The organism is Bordetella tumbae (assembly GCF_965139195.1).
In the GTDB taxonomy this organism is placed as follows: Bacteria; Pseudomonadota; Gammaproteobacteria; order Burkholderiales; family Burkholderiaceae_B; genus Bordetella_A; species Bordetella_A tumbae.
The window spans coordinates 168538-194913 of sequence record NZ_CBCSJH010000002.1 but is presented as its reverse complement, the minus strand read 5'-3'; the positions used below and the strand labels follow the sequence as shown (position 1 = coordinate 194913).

The window sequence follows — 26376 nt, the reverse complement described above, 5'->3', positions numbered from 1 at the left end:
CGCACCTATCAGCGCAAGTGCTGTACCTGATGGGTATAGTCAGCGCTGCCTCCCTCGTATCTCACAATGGACGATTTTCGACGGCTATCGATCAGCGGTCTGGGCTCGAACTGCCGAGCGATCGCTGCCGCCGACACTGCGGCGGCATGAATATTGCGGGATGGACATCTGATGAGCCTCCCTTTCTTTCGGTGATTCGTGCCTGTTCATCTACCTCACGCTTGGATTCAATCGTGCTCTCGTGTCCTCACCTATGCCGCCTCCGGTCCCGCGGCCGTGACGCGCGACGGCGTTCGTCTACCCTTACAGAACATTGCCGCTGTATTGTTGGCCTACGCCTGGATGACATGGCAAGGCTATCCCGAGATCGCGTGGGGCGCATTTTCCGCGCTGTTCGTCGTGCGCGCGAGCGTAGAAGGGACGGTGAGCGAAGCCGTAGCACGGCTCATGGGTGCATTCATCGGTGTGGCGCTCGGCGTTTCACTCGTGCTCATATCGCGCAGTACAACGATGTCTCCGCTCGGGGGCATTCTGATCGGCGTCGGCATCGGGGCCTACCTGTCGGCACGTTGGAACACGCTGAGCTATAGTCTGGTCACGGTCACCATTCTCACCGTCGCGCCCGATAACGATATCCTCAGCGGCGCGTATCACAAGTCCATCGCGATTGTCATCGGTTCGCTATCCGGTGTCGCCGCCTCCGTCGCCGTGCTGCCTTTGTCCGCCCACCTCAGCATGCGATCCAATCTGGCAACGTCGATCGAGATATATGGCGACCTGCTCGTCGACTGGGCAGCCGCCATGAATGAGGGGCGGCTGCGTCCAGATGTGAGTGACAGGCCTGCAATGGAGCACGCACGCTGGCGCGCCAACGATATGGCGTATCAATCGCATGCATTTCCCATCTCTTTCTGGAAACGCAATGCCGCGCATCCGTTGATCAGTGACCTCGACGGATTATGGCGTACGGTACCCCTGATGAAGCGTGTCGGCGGCCTAGCGCTATCGGACAATATCTGTCGACGCCTGGGCCCAGCGCTGGACGAGCTGGCCGCCGCGGCAAAAGAACAGATCGACGGATTAGCCCGAGCCGTACGCGACAGAGGAAGCGAATCGCCCGGCTGTCATACCAGCGAGCCATTCAACCGTCTGAACCGGGTCGTAGAAAGTGCTATGCGCGAGAACGCTTTCAACGCTGCAGAACTGGAAGCTGTCGAGCTGATTCGCTGGGTATGGCATGAGGTTGCGCTGGAGCTTGATCGATTATGCAACTGCATAGAAGCAGCAGACCAGGACGCATAAGCCAGCCCCGTGGCACGCTCAGCTCCTAGTCAAAATCCCCTGCCCCCAACAGCACACGGCCGTCGGTGGGCGTTGAGCGGACGCGGTGAGTGGCCTCTCGTATGGCGTCTGCCCCGCGTTCAAAGGCCTGTAATAGCTCGATTGCATTGTCATCCAGTGCGCCAAAGTTTCGGCGCAATGCGTCTCCCGATATCTCGAACTGCCGTGTGACGCCAGAGATTTCCATATTGAAGATCACCGCATCGCCTTGCGCTTTCGCGCCGGTCGCTTTTGTGAATTTCATCGTGAACGCTCCTTATGTCCAATTACCTTGCCCGTATCTCTATCGTGACGGATCGAAACCGAGCGCCTTCATCGCCTGGGCAATGCCTTGCGGGGCATAGTCCGCCCAGGGATCGTTTCCAACATCCAGCCGTTGATGCACGGTGGCGATCGTCCATTGCGCTGAGCTCTTGAGCGCACTCAACTCGTCCCACGCCACAGGCACCGACACCGGCAGCCCAGGCCTGCCACGCGCGGACCACGCCGCCACCGTCGTACTGCCGAAGCCGTTTCGCAGATAATCGGCAAAGATCTTTCCTACCCGGTTGCGCGGGCCGCTTTTGGCAACAAAAAGCTGTGGGATCGTGCGGGCCAGATGTCGCACAATCTCCGCCGAGAAATCCTTTACCGTATCCCAGCCATACTGCCTGCGGATCGGCACCACAACGTGCAAGCCCTTGCCGCCGCTGGTTTTCAGCCAGCTTTGCAAGCCGAGTTCGTGCAGCAGCACGCGCACCAATTCTGCGCCCTGCTGCACGCCCTGCCATTGCATTCCTTCGCCTGGATCCAGGTCCAATATCATTCGATCTGGTTTAGCGATCGTCGTTTTGATCGCATTCCAGGTATGGAACTCGACGACGTTCAATTGTGCTGCCGCCAGAATGCCCTCGGCCTTGGCGATTTCCATCAGTGGAGGATGTCCAGGCTGCAAGCGCTCGGGCAGCATCGTGACGCCGGCGATGGCAGAATCAGAATGTTTCTGAAAAAAGTGCTCCCCTTGTATGCCTGCCGGCATTCTCATGAAGGAGACAGGCCGCCGGTGCAAGTGTTCCATCATTAACGGCGCGACTAGTGCGTAATAGCGTGCCAGGTCCAGTTTTGTCAGGCCGGACGAGGGATCGATCACCCGTTCTGGATGCGAGAGTTTCAGCGCTTTGGCAGTGGGGACCTGGCTCTCGGTTCGCCTGCGCCGCGTTGCGTTCGCCTTGCCGGCAACTTTCGCTGCAGGGACCGGCTTTTCCCGCACGATTTCCTCAGCGGGTTTATCGGTACGCAGCCCCTTGAACGTCGCATGGCGCACATGACCGCCGTTGGTCCATTGGGCAAACGAGACTTCGCAGACGAGGTTCGGCTGCACCCATCGAATATCTCGGCCCGCCGGAGGACGTCCCTCGCTGATCGCCGACACCGGCTGTTCGATCCGCACCAGTTTCCGGTGCAGGTCATTCAACAGATAATCATCGAAACCGGTTCCCACCTTGCCGGCGTATCGCAGGCCACCGTCACGGCCATGGACGGCCAGCAGCAGCGCACCGAATCCCGTGCGTTCTCCCTTGGGCAGGGTAAAACCCACGATCACGAATTCCTGTCGCCGCCCGCATTTGACCTTGATCCAGTTGTCTGACCGTCGTGATACATAAGGCGCCGACGGCCGTTTACCGATCACGCCTTCGAGCCCGAGCTTGCACGCGGACGCGACCAAGTCCGAAATCGGCTTGTCAAAAGCCTCGCTGAACCGCAGATGAGAGTCCTTTTTGGATTTTTCGATCAGTTGTTGCAGCAACTGGCGGCGCAATGTGAGCGGCTCGCTGCTGATATCTCGACCGGCGATATAAGGCAGATCAAACGCATAGAAAACGATATCTTTTGTGCGTTCAGTATCAAACGCGTTCTGCAGAGACTGAAAGCTGGGAATCCCCTCGCTGGACAGCACGACGATCTCGCCATCCAGCCATGCATTGCCAAAGCCCGTATCGCGCTGCAAGGCGCTCAGCTCGCGCACCAGATGCGGCATCTTGGCGCTCCAATCGTGCCCATTTCGCGTGAACAGCTTGACCTCTGCACCCTCTATCCTGGCCAGAATCCGATATCCGTCGAATTTCATCTCATACAGCCAGTCCTGCGCGCCGCGAGGCATGGCGTCGACCAGCGTGGCCAATTGCGGTTTCATCTGCGCAGGGATTTTTGCTGATCTTCCGGGCAGCGACTCTGTAGACGAGGTCGAGCCATTTTTTCGCGACTTGCTCTTGGCCGAAGACGTTGTGGCCGGCTTCTTGTCACGCAACGGCACCACACTGTCCGGCATTTCGTCCACCACACTGAATTCGGATTCGGGTTGAGCGTACTCGTCTTTTTCTTTGATCAATAGCCACGGAGGCTGCCGTTCAGAGGATTTCCCTTTGAATCGCACGAGCGCCCATCCCCCTCGCATTTTCTGGCCCGCGAGCGAGAATTTCAGGTGTCCCGACTGATATCCCCGGCGGGGATCTCCAACGGGGCTCCAGCGTCCTTCGTCCCAGATGATGACTTTGCCGGCACCGTATTGGCCTTTCGGTATGGTCCCTTCAAACTGGTTGTACGCGATGGGATGATCCTCGACCTGCACCGCCATCCGCTTTACCGACGGATCAAAAGAAGGACCTTTGGGCACCGCCCAGCTTTTCATTGTCCCATTCAGCTCGAGCCGGAAATCGTAATGCAGACGGCTGGCCCAATGTTTCTGGATGACGAATACCAACTCGCCCTCGTTGGTGTCTCCGCCGCCCGAGGGCTCTGGCGTCACCGAGAAATTTCGCTTCTCCCGATATTTTTTGAGGCTGTCCACCATAATCAGGCTGCCTTTCGCGCCGGTTTAGCGCGTTTTCGAGCGGTTGCGGTCTTGATTGCCGGCTTTTTCTTGGCTGGGGATTTGCGGGCTGTCTTTTTTGCTGCCGTGGAGCCGGTCTTGCTCCGCGCCGTTTTCGTTGCTCCGCCCCGCCCCAGGCTGCGTTGCAGCAGCTCAGTCAGGTCAATCACGTTATCTGCGTAAGCGGGGGCCTCTTCCTGCGGCTCGATGACGGTCTCGGTTTTGCCGGCCTTCACTTTTTTCTGCACCAGATGCATGATGGCCGACTTGAATTCATCCTGGTACTGCTCTGGATCCCAATCCTCGGACATCTCGTCAACCAGCATTTTCGCCATCTTCAGCTCCGACGCACTCGGCGACATGCTTTTGTCTCCGGATTTTGGCAGATCCAGGCCGTCCAGCGATTTCACTTCGTCGCCCCAACGCATGAGATTCAACACCAGCGCATCTCCGGATGGGATCAACGCTGCCAGATGCTGTTTCGTCTGGATCACTACCTTGGCAATCCCGATTTTTCCCGTTTTCACCAAGGTGTCGCGCAACAGCGCATACACCTTGTGCCCCTTGTTGATCGGCGCGATGTAATAAGGACGCTCCAGAAAGACGAATGACACCTCTTCGGCACGAACAAACTGTTGAATTTCTATGGTCTGCGTCGTGCGCGGGTAGGCATCGGCGATTTCGTCGGGCGAGACGATGACGTACTCGCCATCCTCGTACTCCACGCCTTTCACAATGTCTTTGGACTCGATTTCTTTTCCGGTGCGCTTGTTGATGCGCTTGTATCCCACCGGATCCATCGAGCGCCGATCCAGCCAGTCAAAGTCCACGCCCGATTCCGTGGTCGCCGTGTGCAAGCCGACCGGAATATGGACGAGACCGAACGTGATGGCACCTTTCCAGATGGTGCGCGTGGCCATAAGCGATCCTCCCTGGCAGTGAAAACAGTAAACTGTCGAGCCAATCTACCGAGCGCCCTCAGGGCTTGCAACAAGGCCAAGCAAGTATCATGCCTATCCCCGCCAGCCCCATGCATGGCCGCCTGAAGGCATGGGCCAAGCGTATCAAACGAGACGGATTGACGCTATGGTTTGCCGCCAAGCATCCGCGCACGCCTTGGTATGCCAAGGCCTTGGGAGTATTTGTCGTTGCCTACGCACTCAGCCCCATCGATTTGATACCCGATTTCATCCCCATACTCGGGTATCTCGACGATGTGATCTTATTACCGGGTCTGATCTGGTTGGCGATCAAGATGCTGCCGAGCGATGTGTTGCAAGAATGCCGGGCTCAGGCGGAAGCCCGATTGAATGCCAACGAGCCCAAACCTCGCAACTGGGCCGCAGCGGTGGTCATCGTGGCAATATGGATCGCCCTGTTGATTGCAGCGTGGCGTTGGTGGACGGCTTGAGCCCAGCAGCATAGAGCGCCTCTGCGCCCTGTATATACGTCTCCAGGCCCATCAACGCGGCAAGTTGAAAAACATCCAGGATCTCTTGCCGTGTTGCCCCATACTCCAGCGCGCAACGGATGTGCATCGCCAGACCCGACTCGAACATATGGGTCACCACGCAATCGATGGCGATCGCGATGAGTTCGCGTTCCTTTCGGGTCAGAGAGCCCTTCGTCCACGAGGCTGTCGAGAGCTTCGAAAGCGCGGCGAAATACTCGGGCATCAATCGGAATATGGCCTCGCGCTGTTCCAGCCAGACTCCGCGCGAGCGGATAAAGTCATCCTTGATCTGCTGCGCTTGCGCTGTAGGCGGCGGATATTCGGCGTCCATGCCGGCTGCCTTCAGTTCCCTCATCAAGACCGGCACCGCAAAATAGAGTGCGTGATTGGCAGTCGGCGCGATCGTCACGAGCACGTCCAATACGTCGGCCGGCTCGGCCCCCGCCTCCAAGGCACGGCGAACATGCCGTTGTGTACCTTCCGCATTCAACGAGGTCACGGTGCTGTGCAGCGCCACGAGTACCAGCTCTCTCATCCGTGGTGAAAGCGCAGCCTGGCTCATTGCCGATTGCCAGAACGCGGATGCGGCCTCGTGTAGAGGCGGAGCAGCCTGGGCAAGCGCCTCAGCAACCGCCGCACTGCGAAAAACCGTGTCGAAATCACCGGCAGCGTGGTTGTCATGGTTCATCCGTTGCTCCGAGAAACGTCGGCATTCATGCCGGAGGAAAGGGGCGCAGCACAGTCGATAGGCAGTCGATAGAACGTCTTTGCTGAGCGCCAGAGTACGTTGGCCTTGTCCGCGGGCGTCGATGTGCCGAGCACGCGCTTGAGCGCGTTCAATCCGACGCCATAGCTGTGGTTGCCTTTGTCCACTGGAAAATTGCTGCCAAACATGCACCGATGGGCCCCAAAGGCAGTCAAACACGTCTCCAACCACGGACGCCATGCCTGAGCCAACGCCATGGAGCTCGGCGCCCTATCCTGCCCCTCGAATGTCAGGCCGCTCAGCCGCATACCCAAGCCACTCAGCTTGATCATGACGTTCGGGCACGCAGCCAATTCCAGAATTCCCTGACGCCACTCCTGGAAAACGGTATCGCCGCGGCCCTGGTACCCTTTGATACCCACAAAGCCGCCGCAATGATTCACGACGATGGACGTCTCGGGAAAAGCGCGCGCCAGCACCGCCAGCCTGCGCAATTGATGAAAAAAGACCCAGGCGTCAAAGCTCAAGCCCAATGGCGCCAGATGGGCAAAACCGGCGCGAAAGGCGGTGGTGTCCATCTGGCATTCGGATGTCGGATACAGCGGATTGGTCAGGGTGGCGTCCGGATCCCACGTCAACGATTGCCTGATTCCACAAAATCGCCCGCCGGACACCGTGGTGCCGCCGGCCAAGGAAATGTGGCGCTCCAGTACCGGGCGGATGCCGTCGCCCAGTGTGAGATCTGCGAAACCGACGATTCCGGCACAGACCTGCGTCGCTCCATAGATGCCGCTGGCGCTCATGGCCGCGACCCCATTGGCAAACTCGGTCTCGCCCAGCGGCTTGAGGTGCTCAGGGCCATGGGCTCTGAGCATGGCCCTGGCCTGCAGGAAAACCGTCGCCCGGACATTATGCCCAGTACCCAGATCAGCCAAATAGTCATCAAACAGATACTGTGAACCCGGCCGGTCATAGAGATGATGATGCGCATCGATGACAGGATGTTCAGGCTCCAATGGCGCTTCGCGTTGCAGGTTCAGCCAGTCATTTCTGACGGGCAGATGCGTAGGCGACTGATTTGCCTGCGAGGACGAGCCGTGCGGGGATCGCGGNCCGCTCATTGCGGGCCCGACCGTGACGCCGTGACACCGCGATCAGTTTGGTCGCTGTGATGTAACCCGCCTCGTCGCTGGCCAGAAACACGACGGCAATGGCGAGCGCGCAGCACCGCCATCTCCCGCCCATTGCTCCAGCCGTCCTCCACCGACCCTGCGCCCGCTACCTTACCGCTCAGATCCAACATGTGCACCCCTTTCAATTGAAATCACTAGTCCATGAAAGGTAATGAATTGATGCCGCCACAACAATGCAAGCGAGGGCAAAGCACTTTAGCGAACAACGCAAAGGACTCTGTTGCGTGAATCTGGCCCTTAATTCACCGGCGCTTTTTCCCATGTCCCAGGTTTTGGCACAGTGCACGGCCCTTCGAGTCTTATATAAGACTTTCGTTTAAAAATATGTGAGTCTTCTATAAGACTTTCACCACATTTGCCTTTGTCGGGATTACAATAGGGTCTTCATGACGGCAATACCCGCCCAAAGCAGTCCATAACGGGGGGATTACCGGCATGACGGGTAGACGCCTCGTGCGCCCTCCCGTTTCACCCACCCTACGATGACACCGGCAACGGTGTCCGGCAACGCATGTCCGGATTGCGCCTGGCGCCCGGGCAAAAACGAAGACTATGGCTCTAACTCCGAAGATTATCTATACCCTCACTGACGAAGCCCCGGCGCTCGCTACCCGTTCGTTGCTGCCGATCGTTCAGTCTTTCGCTAAATCCGCAGGCATTACGGTCGAAACCCGCGATATTTCGCTGGCTGGCCGCATTATTGCCGTGTTCCCCGACTATCTGGACGATAGCCAGAAAATCGGTGACGCATTGGCCGAGTTGGGTGCCCTGGCCGTTACCCCCGACGCCAACATCATCAAATTGCCCAATATCAGCGCCTCGATGCCCCAGCTGAAAGCTGCCATCAAGGAACTGCAAGCCCAGGGCTACAAGCTGCCGGAATACCCCGACGAGCCCGCCAACGACACCGAGCGTGACGTAAAAGCGCGCTACGACAAAGTCAAGGGCAGCGCCGTGAACCCCGTGTTGCGCGAGGGCAACTCCGACCGCCGCGCACCCCTGTCGGTCAAAAACTACGCACGCAAGCACCCCCACAAGATGGGCGCCTGGGCCGCTGATTCCACATCGCACGTCAGCCACATGGACGACGGCGATTTCTACGGCAGCGAAAAGTCGGTCACCTTGGCAGCCGCCGGTGACGTCAAGATCGAGCTGACCGCCGCTGACGGCACCAAAACGGTGCTCAAGGACAAGACCCCCGTCAAGGTCGGTGAAATCATCGACGCATCGGTGCTGTCCACAGCCAAGCTGCGCAGTTTCCTGCAAGCCCAGATCGCCGACGCCAAGGCCAAGGGCGTGCTGTTCTCGGTCCACCTGAAAGCCACCATGATGAAGGTCTCCGACCCCGTCATCTTTGGCCACGTGGTGTCCGTGTTCTACCAAGACGTATTGGCTCGCCATGCTGACGCGCTGAAACAAGTCGGTTTCGACCCCAACAACGGGATCGGCGACCTGTACGCGAAGATCACCGCCCTGCCCGAGGCTCAACAAGCCGCGATCAAGGCTGACATCGACGCCGCCTACAAGGACCTGCCCGCGCTGGCGATGGTGAACTCCGATCGTGGCATCACCAACCTGCACGTGCCCAGCGACGTGATCGTCGACGCATCGATGCCGGCCATGATTCGCGATTCCGGCAAAATGTGGAACGCCGCCGGCGAACTGCAAGACACCAAAGCCGTGATTCCGGACCGTTGCTACGCCGGTGTCTACCAAGCAGTCATCGAGGACTGCAAGGCGCGCGGCGCTTTTGATCCCGTCACCATGGGCAGCGTGCCCAACGTCGGCCTGATGGCTCAGGCTGCCGAGGAATACGGTTCGCACAACAAGACGTTCGTGATTCCCGCCGACGGCACCGTGCGCGTGACTGACGCGGCCGGCACCGTTTTGCTGGAACATGCGGTTCAGGCCGGCGACCTCTGGCGCATGTGCCAGACCAAGGACGCCGCGGTACAAGACTGGGTCAAGCTGGCCGTCACCCGCGCCCGCCTGACCAAGACGCCCGCCGTCTTCTGGTTGGACGAAAAGCGCGGCCACGACGCCCAATTGATCGTCAAGGTAAAAAAATACCTGGCCGACCACGACACCAATGGCCTGGAACTGCATATTTTCGATCCCGTCCAGGCGACCCGTTTCTCGCTGGAACGCATCCGCGCAGGCAAGGACACCATCTCGGTGACCGGCAACGTGCTGCGTGACTACCTGACCGATCTGTTCCCGATCATGGAGCTGGGTACCAGCGCCAAGATGCTGTCCATCGTACCGTTGATGGCCGGTGGCCAACTGTTCGAGACCGGTGCAGGCGGTTCCGCGCCCAAGCACGTGCAGCAGTTCGTCGAAGAAGGCTTCCTGCGTTGGGATTCGCTGGGCGAGTTCATGGCGTTGGCCGAATCGCTGGATCATCTGGGCCGTGCCTACAACAACCCGCGCGCCAGCGTGTTGGCTCGTACCCTGGATCAGGCCACGTCGAAATTCCTCGACAACAACAAGTCGCCGGCACGCAAGGTCGGTGGACTGGACAACCGCGGCAGCCACTTCTATCTGGCGATGTACTGGGCCGAAGCCCTGTCCTCGCAGACCGACGATGCCGAGTTGGCCCAGCAGTTCAAGGCCCCGGCCACCGCATTCGGCGAGTTCGAAACCAAGATCCTGGACGAACTGAAAGCCGCTCAAGGCAAGCCCGTGGACATCGGCGGCTATTACCAGCCCAACGAAGCCAAGGCCAGCGCCGCTATGCGCCCCAGCGCCACGCTGAACCAGGTCCTGTCCTCGATCGGCTGATCGCGCCAGGCCTGATGTGGCGGGCTCGCCCGCCACAATCGGCATAAAAGCCGGTGACTCTTTGCGAATCACCGGCTTTTTTCATGCCTGTCGAATAACGGGACTCACACCCAAGGCTGTGCCAAACCCTCGGTTTTCAGGACACGTTGAATGGCCGGACGAGCCAATACGCGTTGCAGGTACGGTCCCAGCACAGGCAGATCGCGCGCAGGTCTGGCATGACCTCGCGTCCACCGGCCCAGCATCATGATGTACGGGTCTAGCACCGTGTATTGATCGCCCAGAAACCATGGGCCACCGTTTGTCTTCAGATGCTCTTCCAATTGATCCAACAGGCCCGCCACCTTTGCCTCGGCATGGGCCTTTACCTGCGCGGCTCCGGCCACATTGCCCGCGTCTACCCATCGTTCCGGATAGAAATAGGCGATCAGCGTGCTCTGCAGAGTATTGGTCAGCCACATCAGCCATTTATAGAACTGTGCGCGCTCTGGCGTACCCAACTCAGGCGCCAGTTTCTTGTCCGGGTGCGTGTCGGCCAGATGCAGACAGATCGCGGCCGTTTCGTATAGCACCAGATCGCCATCGACCAACACGGGAATGAGACCGTTCGGATTGAGTTGGAGATAATCCGCAGATTTATGTGCATTGTGCGCGCGATCGACAAAGGCGAGCTCAAAGGGTTTTCCGATTTCTTCGAGCACGCAATGCGGCGCCATGCTGGCATTGCCGGGATGATAAAAAAGTTTCGTCACGATTCTGTCGTTCATTGTCAGATTGGGCTCAGCAGTCGTGGAGCGTATGGGAAATGCGGTATCCGAGCATATGGCAAGCTCATTACAGGGTCAATCACCGACACATCGCCGCGTTGCCGAAGGAATAAACAGGCTCGGTAAAAAGGAAACGTCATCAAGGCTACACAATTGGTTCTTAGGATGGCGGGCTTTTCAACCGTTGATAAGCGCCATGCACGCCAAACTTCCTTTTACCCGTCCGTTTCCTGTCTACGCACTGCGCCTGACCACCCTTGCCGTCATGATGGCGTTGTCTGCATGCGGCAGCGGCAGCGATGATGACGACGACGATGTCTCTTCCGGCGGCGACTATGTCGTTCCTGCTGCACCGGCGGGCCTCGGATACGAAGACAGCGCGCCACTGCCATCCGGCATTCAGTATTTTGTCGATACGGCAGCGACCAATGTGCGTGGTGATGCTTGCCATGCCACGATTGAAACCAACGCGGGCGTGCGTGTACTGCAAGGTTTTCTGAAAGTCTGGGAGCCCAGCACCCGTCTCGTCGACGCGGGCGTGTCGGCTGAAGCCAGCAACGGATGCACAGGTTTCGATGCGTCGGACTGGAGCGGCATTCCCGGCGACGCGACCGATGGCAAAATCCTCAATGCCGACGTTCATGCCGAAAACATTGGGTTCTCTGCACGCACTACCCAGAACCGTACGGCCGCGCAGGAACTCGCCGCCTATCTCGATGACCGCCGCGGCAAAAACTACAGCGTGACCGACGGTATGGGTCCCTTGACCGATTACTGGCGCACGGCAGCGCAGCAAACCTCGACGTTTGCCGGCGCCACCGCGATCCCCGCCGAAGCCTACACCACCAACCTGAACGACTCAGGCAACAACACCGGTGTGGCAGGTGATGCCAACCCATCGTTCGGCACGGTCATCACCTTTGTGCAGAGCATGGGCGCCGACGCCTCGACCGAACCTGGCAAGCGCTTTTATAAATACGGACGTCCGTGGCGCTGGAGCAGCGATGTCATCATCGCGCCCTCGCTGGAGGCCGCCAAGAGCAGCACACCCGAAACCGACGGCGGCTATCCGAGCGGCCACACCGCCGAAGCCGTGCGCAACGCCATCGCCATGGCCTATGTCGTACCCGAACGTTTCCAGGAGATGATCGCGCGCAGCATGGAGCTGGGCTACAACCGCGTCATGGCCGGCATGCACTCGCCGCTGGATGTGACGGGTGGCCGCATCTTGGGCACCGCATCGGCAGTGGCCAATATCTACAACAGCGACTCGGGAGTCCGCTTGGCTGCTTTTACGCAGGCGCATGACACGCTGCAGGCTGCCGTCGGCGCAGCGACCGAAGAAGATTTCTACCATTTTGCCCATTCGCAAGACCTGTCGGCAGACCGCTTTGCCGATCATGCAGTGAATTCGGAAACCTATCGCTATCGTCTGACGTGGGATTTCGAGCGCACCAGCGATGCAGACAGCGACGCCGTCGTACCCAAGGGCGCCGAAGTGGTGCTGGAAACCCGCCTGCCCTATCTGAGCGCCGATCAACGCCGCGTCGTACTCAAGACCACGGCCGTGCCCGCAGGCTACCCCGTGCTGGATGATGAAGAAGGCTATGGCCGTCTGAACCTATTCGCAGCCGCCGACGGCTATGCCGCATTCAACGGCGACGTCACCGTGACCATGGATGCCAGCCAAGGCGGCTTCAACGCCATGGACAGCTGGCATAACGACATCACCGGCGAAGGCAAGCTGACCAAGGCAGGCACCGGCACGCTGGCATTGACGGGGGCAAACGAATACAGCGGTGGCACTGAGGTCTCGGAGGGCACGCTACGCGCCGACTCCGAATCAGCGTTGGGCACGGGCGCCGTCTATATCGATGGCGGTACGCTGGAGGTCAACGCCCACGATGCCGTGCAAGTGAAAGCCACCTACACCCAACTGAGCACCGGTACGCTGTCGGTCAATCTGGGCAGCGGAAACGCAGGCCAACTCACGGTGACAGGCGTTGCCGCATTGGGCGGTACGCTGCAGGTCCAGTTCGCCGAGGGTTACACCCCTGCCGTAGGCCAGACCTTGACCGTGCTCAATGCCAAAGGCCTGCATGGCCAATTCGATAGCGTGACCGTCGACGGCTTCAATGCCACGGTGACGTATGGCACCGGTACGGTTCAAGTGCACCTGGATTCGGAGGCCTGATAGGCCATGACAGCGACGCCGTGCGCAACACTCGCACCGCGTCGCTGATCATTCCAAACGCGTCATTCGCATTCCGGAACCATAAAAACCGGCAGGGTCTGCCAAACGACAGCCAGCGCGGACAACAGGCACAACGCAGCGGTCAGTTTGGCGTGAAATCTCGGCAGCCCATAGGCTGCGACACGTCGACGCTGGCGTATGGCAGTCCATACCATGAAGGTCAATGCCAGCGCACTGGCGCCCAGAATGATCCACGACGAGATCGGCAGGGCCAGCCAAACCGTGCTCAGCCAGGACTGAGGACGGGCGCAGTGCAACGCATTGACGATATAAATAAACAGGTAATGCGCCAGCCAGATCACCGGACCAGCGATCAAGAATAACAGTTCGACCCAGAATCTCGTTCGCATCGCCTGCTACCCCGCCGCCAGCCGTGGAAACCCATGAACGATCCCCAGGCTGATCAAACCCTGCGCCACGGTGTAGTGCCAGATAATCAAAGTCGAATCGACACACGCTCGCCGCACCGCGCTCAACCTGCCTGCCAATAGCCGCGCGACCGTAAATATCCCCATCAAACCGGTCAACAGGGTGAATGTGGCTTGCAAGCCGATCAGGGCAAACACCACAGCCGCATACGCCGATGCCTGAGGCCGCAGGCCATGTTGCCAATAGGTGTACAGATCCAAGGCGCTTGCCGCTATCAACAGTGCAATACCCAGGGGCAGATAACCCTTTAAGGCCCCTACTCCGCCCCGACGCAGCTTTCGCGCGGCATGTATCGCTACGACACACGCCCCCACTAGCAGCGCGGCAGACAGTCCTGGCCAAGCCGGGGACACAAGCGATGCCGCAGACGGCCAGACCTCTGGGGACGTGACCCATAGAAACAGATAAGCAAAAATCAACGCGCCAAAGATGCTGAGGCAGACAATGATCAGCAGCATCATGGCCCACCAGGCATGAGACGCTGGTCCTGAACAACCCATTGACAACCGAATGCCTGCCCCAATACTGACCGGCGGAATGTCAGGCGCCCTGTCCGAGTCCCATAGCCAACGCCATATTGCCGCAATCGCCAGCACACCACAGACCCCGGCGGGCAAAGTCAGTTTGAAAGTCAGCAACAAAAAAAAGCCCGCCGTCCCTAACGCCGCCACGAACGGCGACCATCCTGGCCCCGGCAATGGCAACACATATTCGGGCCTTGCATCCAGTGCATTTGTCACCAACGTCGAACGCAGTCCTGCCGGCGCGTCAGGCAGAAAGTAGCGCCCGGCCGACACATCGTCATCGATACCAGCCTGATCCCATAGCGGTTCACGCGTGGTGACGACAGGAATGCTGCGCAGCCCGTAACTCGCCGCCGGCAGCCATTCGAGCGTGCCTGCGTTCCACACGTTGCCGGCATTGTGCTCGCTGCTGGGTCGAAAGTTGCGCACCAGATCCCATAGGAACACCAGCACCCCGGCACCGATCAGGTATGCGCCAATGGTCGATACCATATTGAGTGTTCCCCAGCCCTGACTCTCTGCATAGGTGTAAACGCGGCGCGGCATACCTGCCAACCCCGTCAGATGCATAGGGAAAAACGCCACATTGAATCCGACGAACATCAACCAGAATGCCCAGCGGCCGAGACGTTCAGACAGTGCACGCGTACTGACGAACGGCATCCAATAATAAAAGGCCGCAAACAAGGGGAACACCATGCCGCCAAACAAGACGTAATGCAGATGCGCGACGATGAAGTACGTGTCATGCACCTGCATATCAAAGGGAATGACGGCCACCATGACACCGGTCAGTCCGCCCAATATGAAAATGAAAAAGAATCCCAGGATGAACAGCATGGGCGTCTTGATCGGCCGCAGGCGTACCGCGGCAGCGATCGTAGCGACCCAGGCAAACACCTGGATCGCGGTGGGTACGGACACTGCCATGCTCGCCGCTGACGCAAAGCTCAAGGACAACGGGGGAATCCCGGTGGCATACATGTGATGCACCCACAGCCCAAAACTGAGGAATGCGGTGCCTATGATCGCCAGCACAACCAGGCGGTAGCCCACCAACGGTGTACCCGTCATAGCAGGGACGATCATCGACACCATGCCAGCCGCCGGCAGAAAAATAATGTAGACCTCAGGGTGACCAAAGAACCAGAACAAATGCTGCCACAGCAGCGGGTCGCCACCACGCTCGGCAATAAAGAACGGCATATCAAATGCACGCTCCAATTCCAGTAATGCCGTAGCCACGATCACCGCCGGAAACGCGATGATGACCATCCCGCTGAACACCAGCATTACCCAAGCGAAAACAGGCATTTTTTCCAATGACATCCCTGGCGCGCGCGTGCGGAGAATACCTACCGCCAGCTCCACGGCACCGGCAATAGCCGAAATCTCAATAAAGCCGATTCCCAGCAACCACAAATCTGCATTGACCTCGGGGGAATACTGCGTACTGGTGAGCGGCGGATACATGAACCACCCGCCATCCGGCGCGAGGCCTGCAAATAGGCTGCAAAAAAACACCACCCCGCCTACGGCGTAGGCCCAATACGCATAGGCCGATAATCGCGGAAATGGCAGATCGCGTGCCCCAAGCATATTGGGCAAGAGCAGCACAGCCACCGCCTCGACTGCCGGCACGGCGAACAGAAACATCATCACCGTGCCATGCATCGTGAACAACTGGTTGTACAGTTCATGACCGATCAGGCCGCTTTCCGGCACGGCCAGCTGTGTGCGCATGAGCAACGCCAGCACCCCGGCCAGCACAAAAAACAGCAGTGCAGTGCCGATGTAGAGCAAGCCTATGTGCGTATTGTTGACGACCGTCAGCGATCTGATTCCGCTCGGACGCCGCCAGACCTGCTTCAATAGCTCGAGTTCTCCCGGAGGTCGCGGAACCGGATTTGGCAGTGGCTGCGACGGCGCGGATACGGGAACAGGTGTCGTCATTTCAGGCTTTCCAAGTAGGTGGCCACGGCGCGTAAATCCTCTCCCGACCAGTGATCGAACGACGGCATGGGATTGCCTGGCTTGATGCGCTGACTCGCGGCGATCCACCCTGCCAACGCCCCCACGTTATTAGGCAAGGTTCCCGCTGCGAGCGACGGTCGGCTGCCCACGTGCGTCAAGTCCGGGCCAGACGTCCCCGCAGCCGGCGTGCCTCGCACGGTATGACACATTGCACAGGCTTGGAGAAACCGCTGGGCCCCGGGTTGCAACGCCGGCCCGGCCTCTCTGGCGGGACGGCGTTGCGCGGACATCCATGCATCGAACACCTCTGGCGCCAATGCATGCACCGTGAATCGCATCTTCGCGTGCTGTGCCCCGCAATATTCAGCGCATACCCCCTGGAATACGCCCGGTTCCTCAGCCTGCATCGTCATGCGGTTAACGTGGCCCGGAATCATGTCCAGCTTGCCACCCAGCTCCGGCGCCCAGAAGCTGTGAATGACGTTGTCCGACTTCAGCACCAGGTCCACTGGTACGCCGGCGGGAATACGGATGTCATTGGCTGTCTCGAACCATAGCGAGCCCGACTCATCGAGATAACGTACCCGCCACCACCAGATTTCCCCGACGACTTCGATTCGCAGCTTTGGGGCTGCCCCTTGTTTCGACGAGGCCGGCGCGCCCAGGGTATAGGACAGCAATAGCGTCAACACGATCACTGGAAAGGCAATGCCGGCAACGTGGATGAGTGCGGGCCGCGCCAGCCGATGACGAATGCGTACCGGGCCAAAGGCAGCAATCACCACCAGCACCACCATGACCACAAAAATGACTGCGGCGCCCACGAACAGCACATCACTGATTTCGGCGGTCCGCATCGCGGTTTCACTGTGCGGCAGTCCGTCGCGTGTCGGCCTCGCTCGCGCCAGCGACGGCCACATCAAAGCGGCCCAAACGATAAACACCAGAAAATGAGCGGCACCAGACATGTGGGAAGCAGGATCGGCGCGTAATAGCAGGGACCGATCGAGGAGCATGCGCCGTACCCACCCCAGGTACGAAACTTGCGCCTAGGTACCTCCATCAGGATCAGGAGCAGAAGACCTTGCGCGAGCCCGTCCGCACCACCCTCTTTTTGCTGGCGATCCTCGGATTGAGTGGCGTGGCGGCTTGCGGCGACGCGAAGCCGCCGCTGGCTCAAGACGCCTCTACTGCACGCCTATTGAATCAGGCCGATCCAGCCCGAGGCCGCCGGTTGATCGCCGAGAAAGGCTGCATCGCCTGTCACGTCGTACCGCAGATCCGCGCCCCCGTGTCGACCGTCGGCCCGCCATTGACTGACGTACGAAGCCAAGTCTATTTGAGCGGCTTGCTGCCCAACACCCCGGCAAACCTGGTGCAGTGGTTGCTGGACCCGCCCGCCGTCAATCCTCGAACCGCCATGCCAAATATGGGATTGAGCGTGGCGCAAGCCGAGGACATTGCCGCCTTCTTAATCTCGTTACCCTGAGCAATGGCAACATGAAAAGCTGCAAACGCGTTGTGGTCCTCACCCTTGCCGGATTGGCGGTATGCGCCTTGTTGGCCGCGGGCCTGCTGGTCTATATCGGCTGGTACGACGTCAGCGCCACCCGGCCGCATACGAAGTTGGTTCATCGATTGCTGGATATAGGATTGGCACGCTCGGTCGCCGTGCGCGCCGAACAGATCCGAGAACCGGACCTGAATGGTGAGGCACGTATTCAAAATGGGTTTGAATTGTTTCGCACGCACTGTGTTCAATGTCACGGTGCCCCCGGTGTGGCTCCCGCACCCTACGCGTTGGGCTTGAATCCCGTTCCGGCATCCTTGGTCGCCAGCGCCCGGGAACGTCCGGCGACGGAGATCTTCTGGATTATCCGAGAGGGAATCAAAATGACCGGCATGCCAGCCTGGAAATACCGGTTGACGGACACCCAGATGTGGGACGTGGTGGCCTTCATGCGGATATTGCCGGCCCTGTCACCCGTGGATTATCGGCAATGGGACGAAAAATCGACGAATGGGTTGCCCCGGTCCGCATCGTCTGCCTCCGCCCCAACCAGCACGTCACGGATCGGCGACGCGACCGCGGGGCGTCAAGCGGTGGAGCAATATCTATGCGCTACCTGTCATGTCATTCCCGATGTGGCCGGCGCGTCTCACCATGTAGGCCCGTCGTTGGCCGGTATTGCCACCCGGCCATTCATTGCTGGCGTGCTATCGAACAATCCCGACAACATGCGGCTATGGCTGATGGCGCCCACCACGATCAAGCCCGGCACGGCCATGCCGGATTTAAGCATCAGTGATCAGGACGCGCGCGACATCGCGGCGTTCCTGACCACCTTGTCCGAACCTCAATAGCTCTACGGCCTCGCCCAGGCGTGCCGTCATTAAGGCTTGCTTCGGGCGCCGGACCCACGGTTGCGCTGGCTCTGCTGATCCTGACCCGTACCGATCTGGGTGGCGTGACCTTCTTTTTTGCTGCGATTCTGTGTATCGCGATGGCTACTTTGCGCTTCGCGTGCCGTATCGTCCTCGGACGGGTTGGGCTTACTTTGTGGCTGCTTCATCGTCAGTGTCCTTATCGGGTTGAGACTTGGCGCGTCGCAAGTGCCATGCCAGATGCCTGTGTTGACCAATGCCGCAGCCAGCTAGTGCCATTTCTGTACTTTTTACCGAGGGGTATAGCAAAGGGCCGGGTACGCATAGCTACCCCGCAGCCGGCGTTATATCCTGCAGGTGTACGTCAGACGCGACGCTTGAACTAAGGGACCATTTCCTCATCGCGCCGTCCATGAACCACCGCTTTGAACAGCGCCGCCACCGCCGTGGCAAATGCCTCATCGAACCACGGGTTGGCGCCGCTCACCCCCACCACAATGCCGTCAAGGCAGACACTGCCCCACACGGTGCCGTCTTTCGCCTGCAACAAATGCGGCTTTAGCGCTACGACCTCGTGGCTGGGCAAGCCCGTGCGCCAGCTGAGCCTGGCCTTACCCCGCGCAAACGCGCCATAGTCCGCGTCCCATTCTTCCGGATTGCCTATGCTTTCCTCATACAGGATCGCGTCGGCAAAATCGCACCCGCCGGGCTTGGCCAAGGGGTTCATGACCACCACGTGTAAAAAACCGCTTTCTCCTACCCCTGTATCAGACAACGCGGCATCCAACATCGGCCGCGCCAGACGCACGGCTTGAACCGCGGCATCGCGATCCCAGTAGGCAGCGAGAGGGACAGACGGCATGACAGATTCCTTTGCTCGGGTTTGAGACCACACACCTGAGCAAGCACCGTTCCTGGCGCGTCTCCGATCAGTCATAGATATCGTTTTAACTGGAATAAACCGATATCTATGATTGGCGCGTCGATATCCTTGGAACCGCTCCCCCCACGTTCAAACCTCTGTGCTGGCGGTCTTGCGCGGACGCCGCGTGCGCGTCGTTGTGCTGCGAGAAGTTTTCCGCGCCGCTTTTTTGGGAGCCTCTGACACTGCCGAGGCCGATTCGACCTCTGGCGCAGATCCCGCTGCGGCGTCGAGAACAAGGGCCTCCTGAGGCGCGTTGCCTTGAGGCACAGCCTCCCCTGCATCGGCCGTTTTGCTGGCTCGACGAGTCCGTGAGCGACTGCGCTTGACCGCGGCGGATGCGGCCGTGCCACGATCATCCGGCTGTTCAACGGCGACCGCCGCAGCCTCACCGGCACTTGGTTTGGCTGCTGCTCGCGGCTCTAGGACATCGGGATATTTTGGCTGCTCGATCAGCGGCGCGCCGGGCTCAGTTGCCGTACGTTCCTGATGGCCGGCATCGGCATCATTGAACATACGACTCTGATCGGCGTGTTGAACAGGCTGCTGTCCCGTTTCCTTGCCGGCGCCTTCGGCTCTACGGCCGCCTCGAGTCCTGCGCGCTAGTTTGGCACGTGGCTCGTCCTGCACAGCGGTAGACGCCCCGCCGCCGCTGCGATACACATAAGCGCTGGAATTTTCCTCTCGGCCGACCTCCAGAAACCCACGCGATTGCGCCTCGTCCAGCAGGTTTCCAAAGGCGCGAAAGCCATAATACGATTCGTTGAAATCGGGCCGGCGGCGTTTGAGTGCGTCTTTGAGCACGGACGCCCAGATCTTGCCGCTATCCCCGCGCTCGGCCATCAGGGCCTCGAAGGTCTCGACGACCATTTCAACCGCTTGCGTTTTGCGCAGCTCCAGCTCTTCCTTCCGTTTGCGTTCTTCCTCTGGCGTACGGCGCTGACCCGCGGCGGGCGTCCCCCGATTGTCTCGACGGGATTCCGCCTTGCGCAGGCCTTCCCTGGCGAGATCGTCATAGAAAATAAACTCGTCGCAATTTGCGACCAGCAGGTCGGACGTGGACTGCTTGACGCCCACACCGATGACCTTCTTGTTGTTTTCCCTCAGCTTTGATACCAACGGCGAAAAATCGGAGTCGCCGCTGATGATCACAAAAGTATCGACGTGCGACTTCGTATAGCAAAAGTCCAGCGCGTCCACGACCAGGCGGATGTCGGCGGAATTTTTCCCCGACTGCCGCAGATGTGGAATCTCGATCAACTCGAAATTCGCCTCGTGCATAGGAGACTTGAACTCCTTGTAACGCTCCCAGTCGCAATAGGCTTTTTTAACGACAATGCTGCCTTTGAGCAGCAGCCGCTCCAGCACGGGGCGAATATCGAATTTCTGGTACTTCGTGTCACGCACGCCGAGCGCGACGTTCTCGAAGTCGCAGAAAAGCGCCATGCTGACGCTTTCGTTGGAATTGTTCACAAGCTCTCCTAATGCACCTCAGGACAATGGCGCAGAGGTAGCCGCTATTTTGACACGCCGGCGGCCTCGCCGACGCATCATGTCTGCTCATCCTGGCCGGCGATCCGGTCTGCCCGGACCTGGCTGATGCGCCAACCGTCACGCTGGGTGACCTCAAAGGCCCACTCTCCCCAGCGAATCGTCTCGCCCACCTCCGGCAACCGCTCGGCCACTCTCAACAGCGCCCCCGCCAGGGTAGCGTCGGGCAGCGGTTGATGCATTTCCGGGCTCGCCAGCAGCAACCGTACCTCCTCGATCGGCATGGCGGCGTCCAGCAGCCACACCTCATCGGCGAGTCGAGTCGCCTGCGGGGGCTCGTTCGCGTCTTCGGGCAGATCTCCTCCCACCGCCGCCAATACGTCCAGCGGCGTGACCAGGCCCACGCAGCCGCCAAGCTCGTCCACGACGATCAGCATGTGTTCGCGCGACTGGCGCAACACGTCGAGCACCTTGAGCACCGGCGTGCTTTCGAGGATGTAATAAGGCTTACGTGCCGACTCGACCAGATCGATAGCGCTGGGCAACTGCAGCTTATGCAGCAAATCCTTGAAGTGGACAACGCCAATCACATTGGCAGGATCGCCGTCGCAGAGAGGCATACGCGCATGGCCGGCCGAGAATTTCTTGACGATGGCATCCACGGGATCTTTGATGTCCAGCCAGATCATCTCGCCGCGCGGCACCATGATGGATCGCACGTTGCGCGTGCCTATACCCAACACACGTTCGACCAGTTGGCTTTCCTCCGGACCAAACCCGGGTTCGTCACCTGCGCCATCAACCAGGGCTGCGACGTCCTCCACGGCATTCTGATCTGCCGGGCTCTTGCCGCCGCGCAGCAAGCGCAACACTGCCCGAGCCGTGCGTTGACGCCCGGTCAGATTCTGCGTGCGCCGGCTGCGGTTACGTCGGGCCAGCTGATTGCAGGCCTCGACCACGACCGAAAAGCCAATGGCGGCATACAGATAGCCCTTGGGCACATGAAAACCCAGGCCTTCGGCCACTAGGCTGAAACCGATCATCAGCAGCAGGCCCAGACACAGGATCACTACCGTCGGGTGGCGATTGACGAACGCCATCAACGGACGGCTGGCCAGCATCATGACTGCCATGGCGATCACCACCGCAATCATCATGATGCTCAATTCCTGAACCATACCCACGGCGGTGATGACAGAGTCCAGCGAGAACACCGCGTCCAATACGACAATCTGCAGAATCACCTGCCAGAACACCGCGTGCTGCACCTTCTGGCTCCCGCCGTGCGCCCTGCCCTCGACCCGTTCATGCAGTTCCATCGTGCCCTTGAACAGCAAAAACAGGCCACCCAGGATCAGGATCAGATCCCGGCCGGAAATCTCGGCGCCGAATGCGGTAAACAGCGGTTCGGTCAGCGTGACCACCCAGGCGATGCTCGCCAGCAGGCCCAGACGCATCAGCATCGCCAGCGTCAGGCCGATCACACGGGCACGATTGCGCTGCTCAGGCGGCAATTTATCGGCCAGGATGGCGATAAAGACCAAGTTGTCGATACCCAGGACAACTTCCAGAATAATCAGTGTCGCCAGACCCAACCACGCAGTGGGGTCGGCCATCCAGTCAAAAAACATGCAGAGATCCTAGTAAAGGAAAAGGCAATAGCCGTCGTCACGACGCGATGCGGCCGTGATAGAGGACAAATTCGGGGTCAACATGCGCGAGCCCGGGCGGGCGCTGCAACGGCGCCGGGCGGAGCCAAGCCCCGGTCTCGATAGAGGAAGAGATGCACGAACGGCCGCCGTACTTGGCGCCATGGCCAAGCCTGTGCCTCGTGAGAGGAAAAAATCTGCGCGAGGGGCATTGCCCTCAGGGGGAAGCGCCGCGGCTGGATCGCTGACGGCGCGGTGGTACTAGGAGGCTCGTTGCTCATAAAAGAGGACGCACACGTCCCGGCTGATCACAGCCGGCCAGGCAGCGCCCTTAGCTGACATAAAGCTGAATAATAATGGAAATTCGGCAATTCTGCTAAACCGTCCCGGAGCTATCAGCCACACGGCGAGCATTGCGCCCGCCGTTGCCGGAACAAGGTATCAGTGATTACTGGCGCACAGAATCGAGCACTTCGCTGTTCTTCACCACGTCCTGCGCCTTGGTATAGCTCTCAATCAGCAACTGGTAGGCCGGGAAGATCTTGGTGTAGACCTCAGCCCATTGCTGGGCGTCCTCGCGGTTCCAGGTCTTTTGCAGTTCAGAGGCCACAGCTGCCGTATCCATGGGTACGACACCAGCCTGCACGACGCGGGCCAGCGTGATTTCCTGAGCCATCTTGCTGTAGGTGCCGGAGGCATCGACTACTGCAAACACCTTATAGCCCTCCGCAACTGCGCTGATGGCGGGGAAAGCCATGCAAACACTGGTGATGGTGCCGGCGATGATGAGCGTCTTGCGGCCGGTGGCCTTCACGGCTGCGACGAAATCCGGATTGTCCCAGGCATTGATTTCGCCCTTGCGCGCCACGTACTGAGCGTGCGGTGCATTCTCGTGAATCTCGGGAATCAAGGGGCCATTGGGGCCCTGCGGAACGGACGCCGTGGTAATGACCGGCAATTTGGATAGTGTGGCTATTTTGGCCAGCGCAGTGGCGCGGGCGCGCAGCTCTGTCATCGGCATGTCGCCTACGGTCTGGAACAGGCCGCTTTGATGGTCGATCAGCAACATGACAGCATCGCTCGCGTCGATGACGGGACGCTGGCCGTTGAAATTGGCGGGTGTGCTCATAGCTTTCTCCTTCAGGGTTCAATGGTGCATGGCACCGGAATGTCCGCCGACCCAGAGAGGTCAGCCCAGGCAAAATGTTGTTTGCACTGATGGGAGAAGCATAATTTCGAGACGATATTACGTGTAGTGGCCTAAATCGCGTCTCAGCGTCCTATTATCTGAACGATAGCGGCGGCATTCGAGGTAGTTCAGATGGGACGAGCCGAGACTGCAAACAGGCCAAGCGGCCATTGCGGCCGGCTTAGCGTGCTTTTTTCGAATCCGGAAGCGAGCCCTATTTCACCAGGGTCACGGGCACATCCGCGAGGTGAATGACTTTGTTGGCCACCGAACCCAGCAAGATGCCTGGCAAAGCGCTCAGGCCGCGCGTGCCCATCACGATATGCGCGCATTGGTGCGCATGCGCATAGTCGACGATAGTCTGCGCCGATTGACCCGCCTTGATGGCGGTGACAAAACGCACCCCGGCGTTTTCCGCGGCTTTGCGGGCGTCAGCCAGCGCCTTTTCGCCCTCTTCGTTGTAGTAATCCTGGACAACTTGCTTGTCCAGGAACATCTTGGCATGGCCAGACAGAATGGGCGGCGGCGCATTCAGCAAATGCAATTCCGCCTCGTCGTGCTGGCCCGCCATGGCAATGGCTGTCTTCAGTGCGCGCAGCGCGGATTCCGAGCCGTCTACGGGAACTAGTATCTTGAACATGAGCTGCTCCATAAAAAGAGGTGAATGGATGCCGCCATTTCAGGATAGCAGATCAGCTATACGCGGTATTGATCCAGATCAACTATCCCAGAGCCACGGAAAACGCAACGATGATGGGCCCCCACAAGGTAATCAAGACATTGCTGACCGCAAACGGCACCGTAAACCCTATGGCATAGACATCACTGTTTCCGCGCTCTTTCAACGCGTTGAGCGTGGCCACCGTAGTCTGAGCTCCCGCCAGGCCGGGCAACAACAGCAAAGGGGGAAGCCGCAGCACATAACGGCCGACGAGCAGCCCGACCACAGGCCCTGCCAACGTCACGATCACGCCGGCGCCGAGCAGCTTGGCAAATAGCGTCACACCCCCCTCGTGCACAGCCTGTATGGCGTGCGGACCGGCAGACAGGCCGATGGCGGCGATAAAGACGATGAGCCCCACATCCGACAGCAATCGTAATGCCGGCTCCGGTATATGGCCGACCAGGGGATAGCGGCTGTACAACCAACCCGCCAGCAGACCTGCCACCAACACACCGCCGCTCGTCCCCAACCCCAGCGGCACGCCGGTCAAATGCACTTGCAACAGACCGAACAGAATGCCGACCACCACGCCGCCCGCCAAATAGACGAGGTCGGTGTGTCCCGGGTCGTGCTCGATCGAGCCCAGATTCTTTGCTGCGATCGCGATAGCGGTGCGGCTGCCTTTCAAGCGAAAAACATCGCCACGTTGAACACGCGTGCCGAGCGCACGAGGCAACGTGCTGGGTCCCCGGCGTAGGGACTCCAGAAAGGCGCCTCGTGCGGCGCCACGCACCAGCTCTCCGAGCGTCTTGCCGGCGAGCTCGGAGCGCGTCAACACAATGGAAACCTCCACCATGGGTTCCTGGAACAATTCCTGATCGTCTACCTCGGTTCCGATCTGCCCCGCCGCACCGACGATGCCTGCGCGCCGCGAGGCGATCAGCACGACGTCGTCCAGTGCCAATGACGTGCCGGGCCGCACTTCACGATGGATTTCCCCACCGCGACGGATAGCCATGATGGTCAACCGCCCTGCGGCATAACGGCTTTCGAACTCACGGACCGTCGTGTTATTGAGCTCTGGATTTTCCAGCCGGTAGGTGCGCAACGATAAAGGCGCCCTATCCCATTCGCCGTCGTCCGCCGCGTCCGCCTGATCCCGCAGTTCCGCCTCGCCCTCCTTCGCAACCCGTTTCAGATCGATCTTCAGCAATCGCGGGGCCAGTACGGTCACGAACAGGATCAGCCCTATCTCGCCAAAGATATAGGTCGTGGCGTCAGCCAGCGGCGCATGCGCCATCAACACATTGCGCGTGGCCTCATCGAGGTCCATCGCCGAAATCGCGCTCAGCGCGCTGCCCAATGCCGCGGACTGCGTCATCGAGCCGGAAACCAGGCCGGCGGACAGGCCCGGGTCGAAATCCAACAGTGCCACCATCGCAATCGCCGCAGCCAAGCCGGTGCACGAGACCACCACAGCCAGCGCCATCTGCGGCAATGCCTCACGCTTCAGGCTGGCAAAAAACTGCGGGCCGGCGGAATAACCGACCGCAAACAAAAACAAGTCAAAAAAAGCCCATTTCAGCAAATCTGGGATCTCGGGCTTGAACAACAGACCGAGAATCATGCCGGCGATCAAGGTGCCCACCACCGTCCCGAGGCTGACCTTGCGTATTTCCACCCGGCCGATGAAATGGCCCGCGACGATCGTCGTGAACAAGGCCAACTCTGGATGCGCACGGACCACTTCAAACAGTTGCTCGAATTGCATGTAACCTCGCTTGCAACGACGACGCCNGGGGGGGG

At 59.6% G+C, this 26376-nt stretch carries 22 protein-coding genes; 6 read left to right on the top strand and 16 right to left on the bottom strand.

What is annotated here, in order from left to right; all coding sequences use genetic code 11:
• The first annotated feature begins 198 nt into the window (after window positions 1-198).
• Window positions 199-1302, top strand: coding sequence for an FUSC family protein (locus ACNA0J_RS04495; RefSeq protein WP_415816826.1), 1104 nt, complete (start codon window positions 199-201; stop codon window positions 1300-1302).
• Window positions 1303-1327: 25 nt separating this feature from the next.
• On the opposite strand, the gene ACNA0J_RS04490 is transcribed toward ACNA0J_RS04495, so the two are convergent.
• The 3 genes from ACNA0J_RS04490 to ku are packed head-to-tail and all read right to left on the bottom strand — an operon-like array spanning window position 1328 to window position 5109.
• Complete coding sequence (locus ACNA0J_RS04490) at window positions 1328-1585, bottom strand: DUF1488 family protein (RefSeq protein ID WP_415816824.1); 258 nt, start codon at window positions 1583-1585, stop codon at window positions 1328-1330.
• Between the two features lie 39 nt (window positions 1586-1624).
• The gene (gene ligD / locus ACNA0J_RS04485; protein ID WP_415816822.1) at window positions 1625-4171 is read right to left on the bottom strand and encodes a DNA ligase D; all 2547 of its coding nucleotides are present in this window, start codon (window positions 4169-4171) and stop codon (window positions 1625-1627) included.
• A 2-nt stretch (window positions 4172-4173) separates the two neighbouring features.
• A complete protein-coding gene (ku, locus tag ACNA0J_RS04480) occupies window positions 4174-5109 on the bottom strand; it encodes a non-homologous end joining protein Ku (RefSeq protein WP_415816820.1) in 936 nt (311 codons plus the stop codon).
• 89 nt (window positions 5110-5198) lie between these two features.
• On the opposite strand from ku, the gene ACNA0J_RS04475 reads away from it, so the two are divergent.
• Window positions 5199-5600 (top strand): YkvA family protein, encoded by a 402-nt coding sequence (locus ACNA0J_RS04475; RefSeq protein ID WP_415816818.1) that lies wholly within the window; start codon window positions 5199-5201, stop codon window positions 5598-5600.
• Here the strand turns inward: ACNA0J_RS04475 and ACNA0J_RS04470 are convergent.
• Together ACNA0J_RS04470 and ACNA0J_RS04465 are read right to left on the bottom strand one after the other, a co-directional pair.
• The gene (locus ACNA0J_RS04470) at window positions 5542-6330 is read right to left on the bottom strand and encodes a carboxymuconolactone decarboxylase family protein (protein WP_415816816.1); all 789 of its coding nucleotides are present in this window, start codon (window positions 6328-6330) and stop codon (window positions 5542-5544) included. The genes ACNA0J_RS04475 and ACNA0J_RS04470 overlap by 59 nt on opposite strands.
• A complete protein-coding gene (locus ACNA0J_RS04465; RefSeq protein WP_415817137.1) occupies window positions 6327-7364 on the bottom strand; it encodes an amidohydrolase family protein in 1038 nt (345 codons plus the stop codon). Before ACNA0J_RS04465 ends, ACNA0J_RS04470 begins: the two co-directional genes overlap by 4 nt.
• Before the next feature lie 729 nt (window positions 7365-8093).
• Between ACNA0J_RS04465 and ACNA0J_RS04460 the strand changes: the two genes are divergently transcribed.
• Window positions 8094-10322, top strand: a complete 2229-nt coding sequence (locus ACNA0J_RS04460) for an NADP-dependent isocitrate dehydrogenase (protein ID WP_415816814.1) — start codon at window positions 8094-8096, stop codon at window positions 10320-10322.
• Between the two features lie 104 nt (window positions 10323-10426).
• On the opposite strand, the gene ACNA0J_RS04455 is transcribed toward ACNA0J_RS04460, so the two are convergent.
• On the bottom strand, window positions 10427-11074 hold the full coding sequence (locus ACNA0J_RS04455; protein ID WP_415816812.1) for a glutathione S-transferase family protein: 648 nt from the start codon (window positions 11072-11074) through the stop codon (window positions 10427-10429).
• A gap of 211 nt (window positions 11075-11285) precedes the next feature.
• Between ACNA0J_RS04455 and ACNA0J_RS04450 the strand changes: the two genes are divergently transcribed.
• Window positions 11286-13283 carry an acid phosphatase gene (locus tag ACNA0J_RS04450; RefSeq protein WP_415816810.1) on the top strand — a complete coding sequence of 666 codons (1998 nt, stop codon included), beginning with the start codon at window positions 11286-11288 and terminating at the stop codon, window positions 13281-13283.
• A gap of 62 nt (window positions 13284-13345) precedes the next feature.
• Here the strand turns inward: ACNA0J_RS04450 and ACNA0J_RS04445 are convergent, their stop codons facing one another.
• Genes ACNA0J_RS04445 through coxB form a run of 3 tightly spaced genes read right to left on the bottom strand, consistent with a single transcriptional unit; the run spans window position 13346 to window position 17286 of the window.
• Complete coding sequence (locus ACNA0J_RS04445; RefSeq protein WP_415816808.1) at window positions 13346-13693, bottom strand: hypothetical protein; 348 nt, start codon at window positions 13691-13693, stop codon at window positions 13346-13348.
• A gap of 6 nt (window positions 13694-13699) precedes the next feature.
• Window positions 13700-16249: a cbb3-type cytochrome c oxidase subunit I gene (locus ACNA0J_RS04440; RefSeq protein ID WP_415816806.1), complete on the bottom strand. Its 2550-nt coding sequence runs from the start codon at window positions 16247-16249 to the stop codon at window positions 13700-13702.
• On the bottom strand, window positions 16246-17286 hold the full coding sequence (gene coxB / locus ACNA0J_RS04435; protein ID WP_415816804.1) for a cytochrome c oxidase subunit II: 1041 nt from the start codon (window positions 17284-17286) through the stop codon (window positions 16246-16248). Before coxB ends, ACNA0J_RS04440 begins: the two co-directional genes overlap by 4 nt.
• Window positions 17287-17354: 68 nt before the next feature.
• On the opposite strand from coxB, the gene ACNA0J_RS04430 reads away from it, so the two are divergent.
• A complete protein-coding gene (locus tag ACNA0J_RS04430) occupies window positions 17355-17759 on the top strand; it encodes a c-type cytochrome (RefSeq protein ID WP_415816802.1) in 405 nt (134 codons plus the stop codon).
• A gap of 11 nt (window positions 17760-17770) precedes the next feature.
• On the top strand, window positions 17771-18634 hold the full coding sequence (locus ACNA0J_RS04425; protein WP_415816800.1) for a c-type cytochrome: 864 nt from the start codon (window positions 17771-17773) through the stop codon (window positions 18632-18634).
• 29 nt (window positions 18635-18663) lie between these two features.
• Here the strand turns inward: ACNA0J_RS04425 and ACNA0J_RS04420 are convergent, their stop codons facing one another.
• The 7 genes from ACNA0J_RS04420 to ACNA0J_RS04390 all read right to left on the bottom strand — a co-directional run bounded on the left by ACNA0J_RS04420 (window position 18664) and on the right by ACNA0J_RS04390 (window position 26341).
• Complete coding sequence (locus ACNA0J_RS04420) at window positions 18664-18843, bottom strand: hypothetical protein (protein ID WP_094821088.1); 180 nt, start codon at window positions 18841-18843, stop codon at window positions 18664-18666.
• A gap of 194 nt (window positions 18844-19037) precedes the next feature.
• Window positions 19038-19517 carry a hypothetical protein gene (locus ACNA0J_RS04415; RefSeq protein WP_415816798.1) on the bottom strand — a complete coding sequence of 160 codons (480 nt, stop codon included), beginning with the start codon at window positions 19515-19517 and terminating at the stop codon, window positions 19038-19040.
• Window positions 19518-19667: 150 nt separating this feature from the next.
• Window positions 19668-21050, bottom strand: a complete 1383-nt coding sequence (locus ACNA0J_RS04410; protein WP_415816796.1) for an NYN domain-containing protein — start codon at window positions 21048-21050, stop codon at window positions 19668-19670.
• 77 nt (window positions 21051-21127) lie between these two features.
• Window positions 21128-22699, bottom strand: a complete 1572-nt coding sequence (locus ACNA0J_RS04405) for a TerC family protein (RefSeq protein ID WP_415816794.1) — start codon at window positions 22697-22699, stop codon at window positions 21128-21130.
• A gap of 466 nt (window positions 22700-23165) precedes the next feature.
• A complete protein-coding gene (locus tag ACNA0J_RS04400; RefSeq protein ID WP_415816792.1) occupies window positions 23166-23846 on the bottom strand; it encodes a hydrolase in 681 nt (226 codons plus the stop codon).
• 274 nt (window positions 23847-24120) lie between these two features.
• On the bottom strand, window positions 24121-24546 hold the full coding sequence (locus tag ACNA0J_RS04395) for a universal stress protein (protein ID WP_415816790.1): 426 nt from the start codon (window positions 24544-24546) through the stop codon (window positions 24121-24123).
• A gap of 82 nt (window positions 24547-24628) precedes the next feature.
• Window positions 24629-26341 carry an aspartate:alanine exchanger family transporter gene (locus ACNA0J_RS04390; RefSeq protein ID WP_415817135.1) on the bottom strand — a complete coding sequence of 571 codons (1713 nt, stop codon included), beginning with the start codon at window positions 26339-26341 and terminating at the stop codon, window positions 24629-24631.
• Between the last annotated feature and the right edge of the window lie 35 nt (window positions 26342-26376).

Bases quoted from the DNA above. Each gene is read 5' to 3' on its own strand.
- ACNA0J_RS04490 (WP_415816824.1), bottom strand. From the start codon at position 1,585: ATGAAATTCACAAAAGCGACCGGCGCGAAAGCGCAAGGCGATGCGGTG.
- ligD (WP_415816822.1), bottom strand. From the start codon at position 4,171: ATGGTGGACAGCCTCAAAAAATATCGGGAGAAGCGAAATTTCTCGGTG.
- ku (WP_415816820.1), bottom strand. From the start codon at position 5,109: ATGGCCACGCGCACCATCTGGAAAGGTGCCATCACGTTCGGTCTCGTC.
- ACNA0J_RS04475 (WP_415816818.1), top strand. From the start codon at position 5,199: ATGCCTATCCCCGCCAGCCCCATGCATGGCCGCCTGAAGGCATGGGCC.
- ACNA0J_RS04470 (WP_415816816.1), bottom strand. From the start codon at position 6,330: ATGAACCATGACAACCACGCTGCCGGTGATTTCGACACGGTTTTTCGC.
- ACNA0J_RS04460 (WP_415816814.1), top strand. From the start codon at position 8,094: ATGGCTCTAACTCCGAAGATTATCTATACCCTCACTGACGAAGCCCCG.
- ACNA0J_RS04450 (WP_415816810.1), top strand. From the start codon at position 11,286: ATGCACGCCAAACTTCCTTTTACCCGTCCGTTTCCTGTCTACGCACTG.
- ACNA0J_RS04445 (WP_415816808.1), bottom strand. From the start codon at position 13,693: ATGCGAACGAGATTCTGGGTCGAACTGTTATTCTTGATCGCTGGTCCG.
- ACNA0J_RS04440 (WP_415816806.1), bottom strand. From the start codon at position 16,249: ATGACGACACCTGTTCCCGTATCCGCGCCGTCGCAGCCACTGCCAAAT.
- coxB (WP_415816804.1), bottom strand. From the start codon at position 17,286: ATGCTCCTCGATCGGTCCCTGCTATTACGCGCCGATCCTGCTTCCCAC.
- ACNA0J_RS04425 (WP_415816800.1), top strand. From the start codon at position 17,771: ATGAAAAGCTGCAAACGCGTTGTGGTCCTCACCCTTGCCGGATTGGCG.
- ACNA0J_RS04420 (WP_094821088.1), bottom strand. From the start codon at position 18,843: ATGAAGCAGCCACAAAGTAAGCCCAACCCGTCCGAGGACGATACGGCA.
- ACNA0J_RS04415 (WP_415816798.1), bottom strand. From the start codon at position 19,517: ATGCCGTCTGTCCCTCTCGCTGCCTACTGGGATCGCGATGCCGCGGTT.
- ACNA0J_RS04405 (WP_415816794.1), bottom strand. From the start codon at position 22,699: ATGTTTTTTGACTGGATGGCCGACCCCACTGCGTGGTTGGGTCTGGCG.
- ACNA0J_RS04400 (WP_415816792.1), bottom strand. From the start codon at position 23,846: ATGAGCACACCCGCCAATTTCAACGGCCAGCGTCCCGTCATCGACGCG.
- ACNA0J_RS04395 (WP_415816790.1), bottom strand. From the start codon at position 24,546: ATGTTCAAGATACTAGTTCCCGTAGACGGCTCGGAATCCGCGCTGCGC.
- ACNA0J_RS04390 (WP_415817135.1), bottom strand. From the start codon at position 26,341: ATGCAATTCGAGCAACTGTTTGAAGTGGTCCGTGCGCATCCAGAGTTG.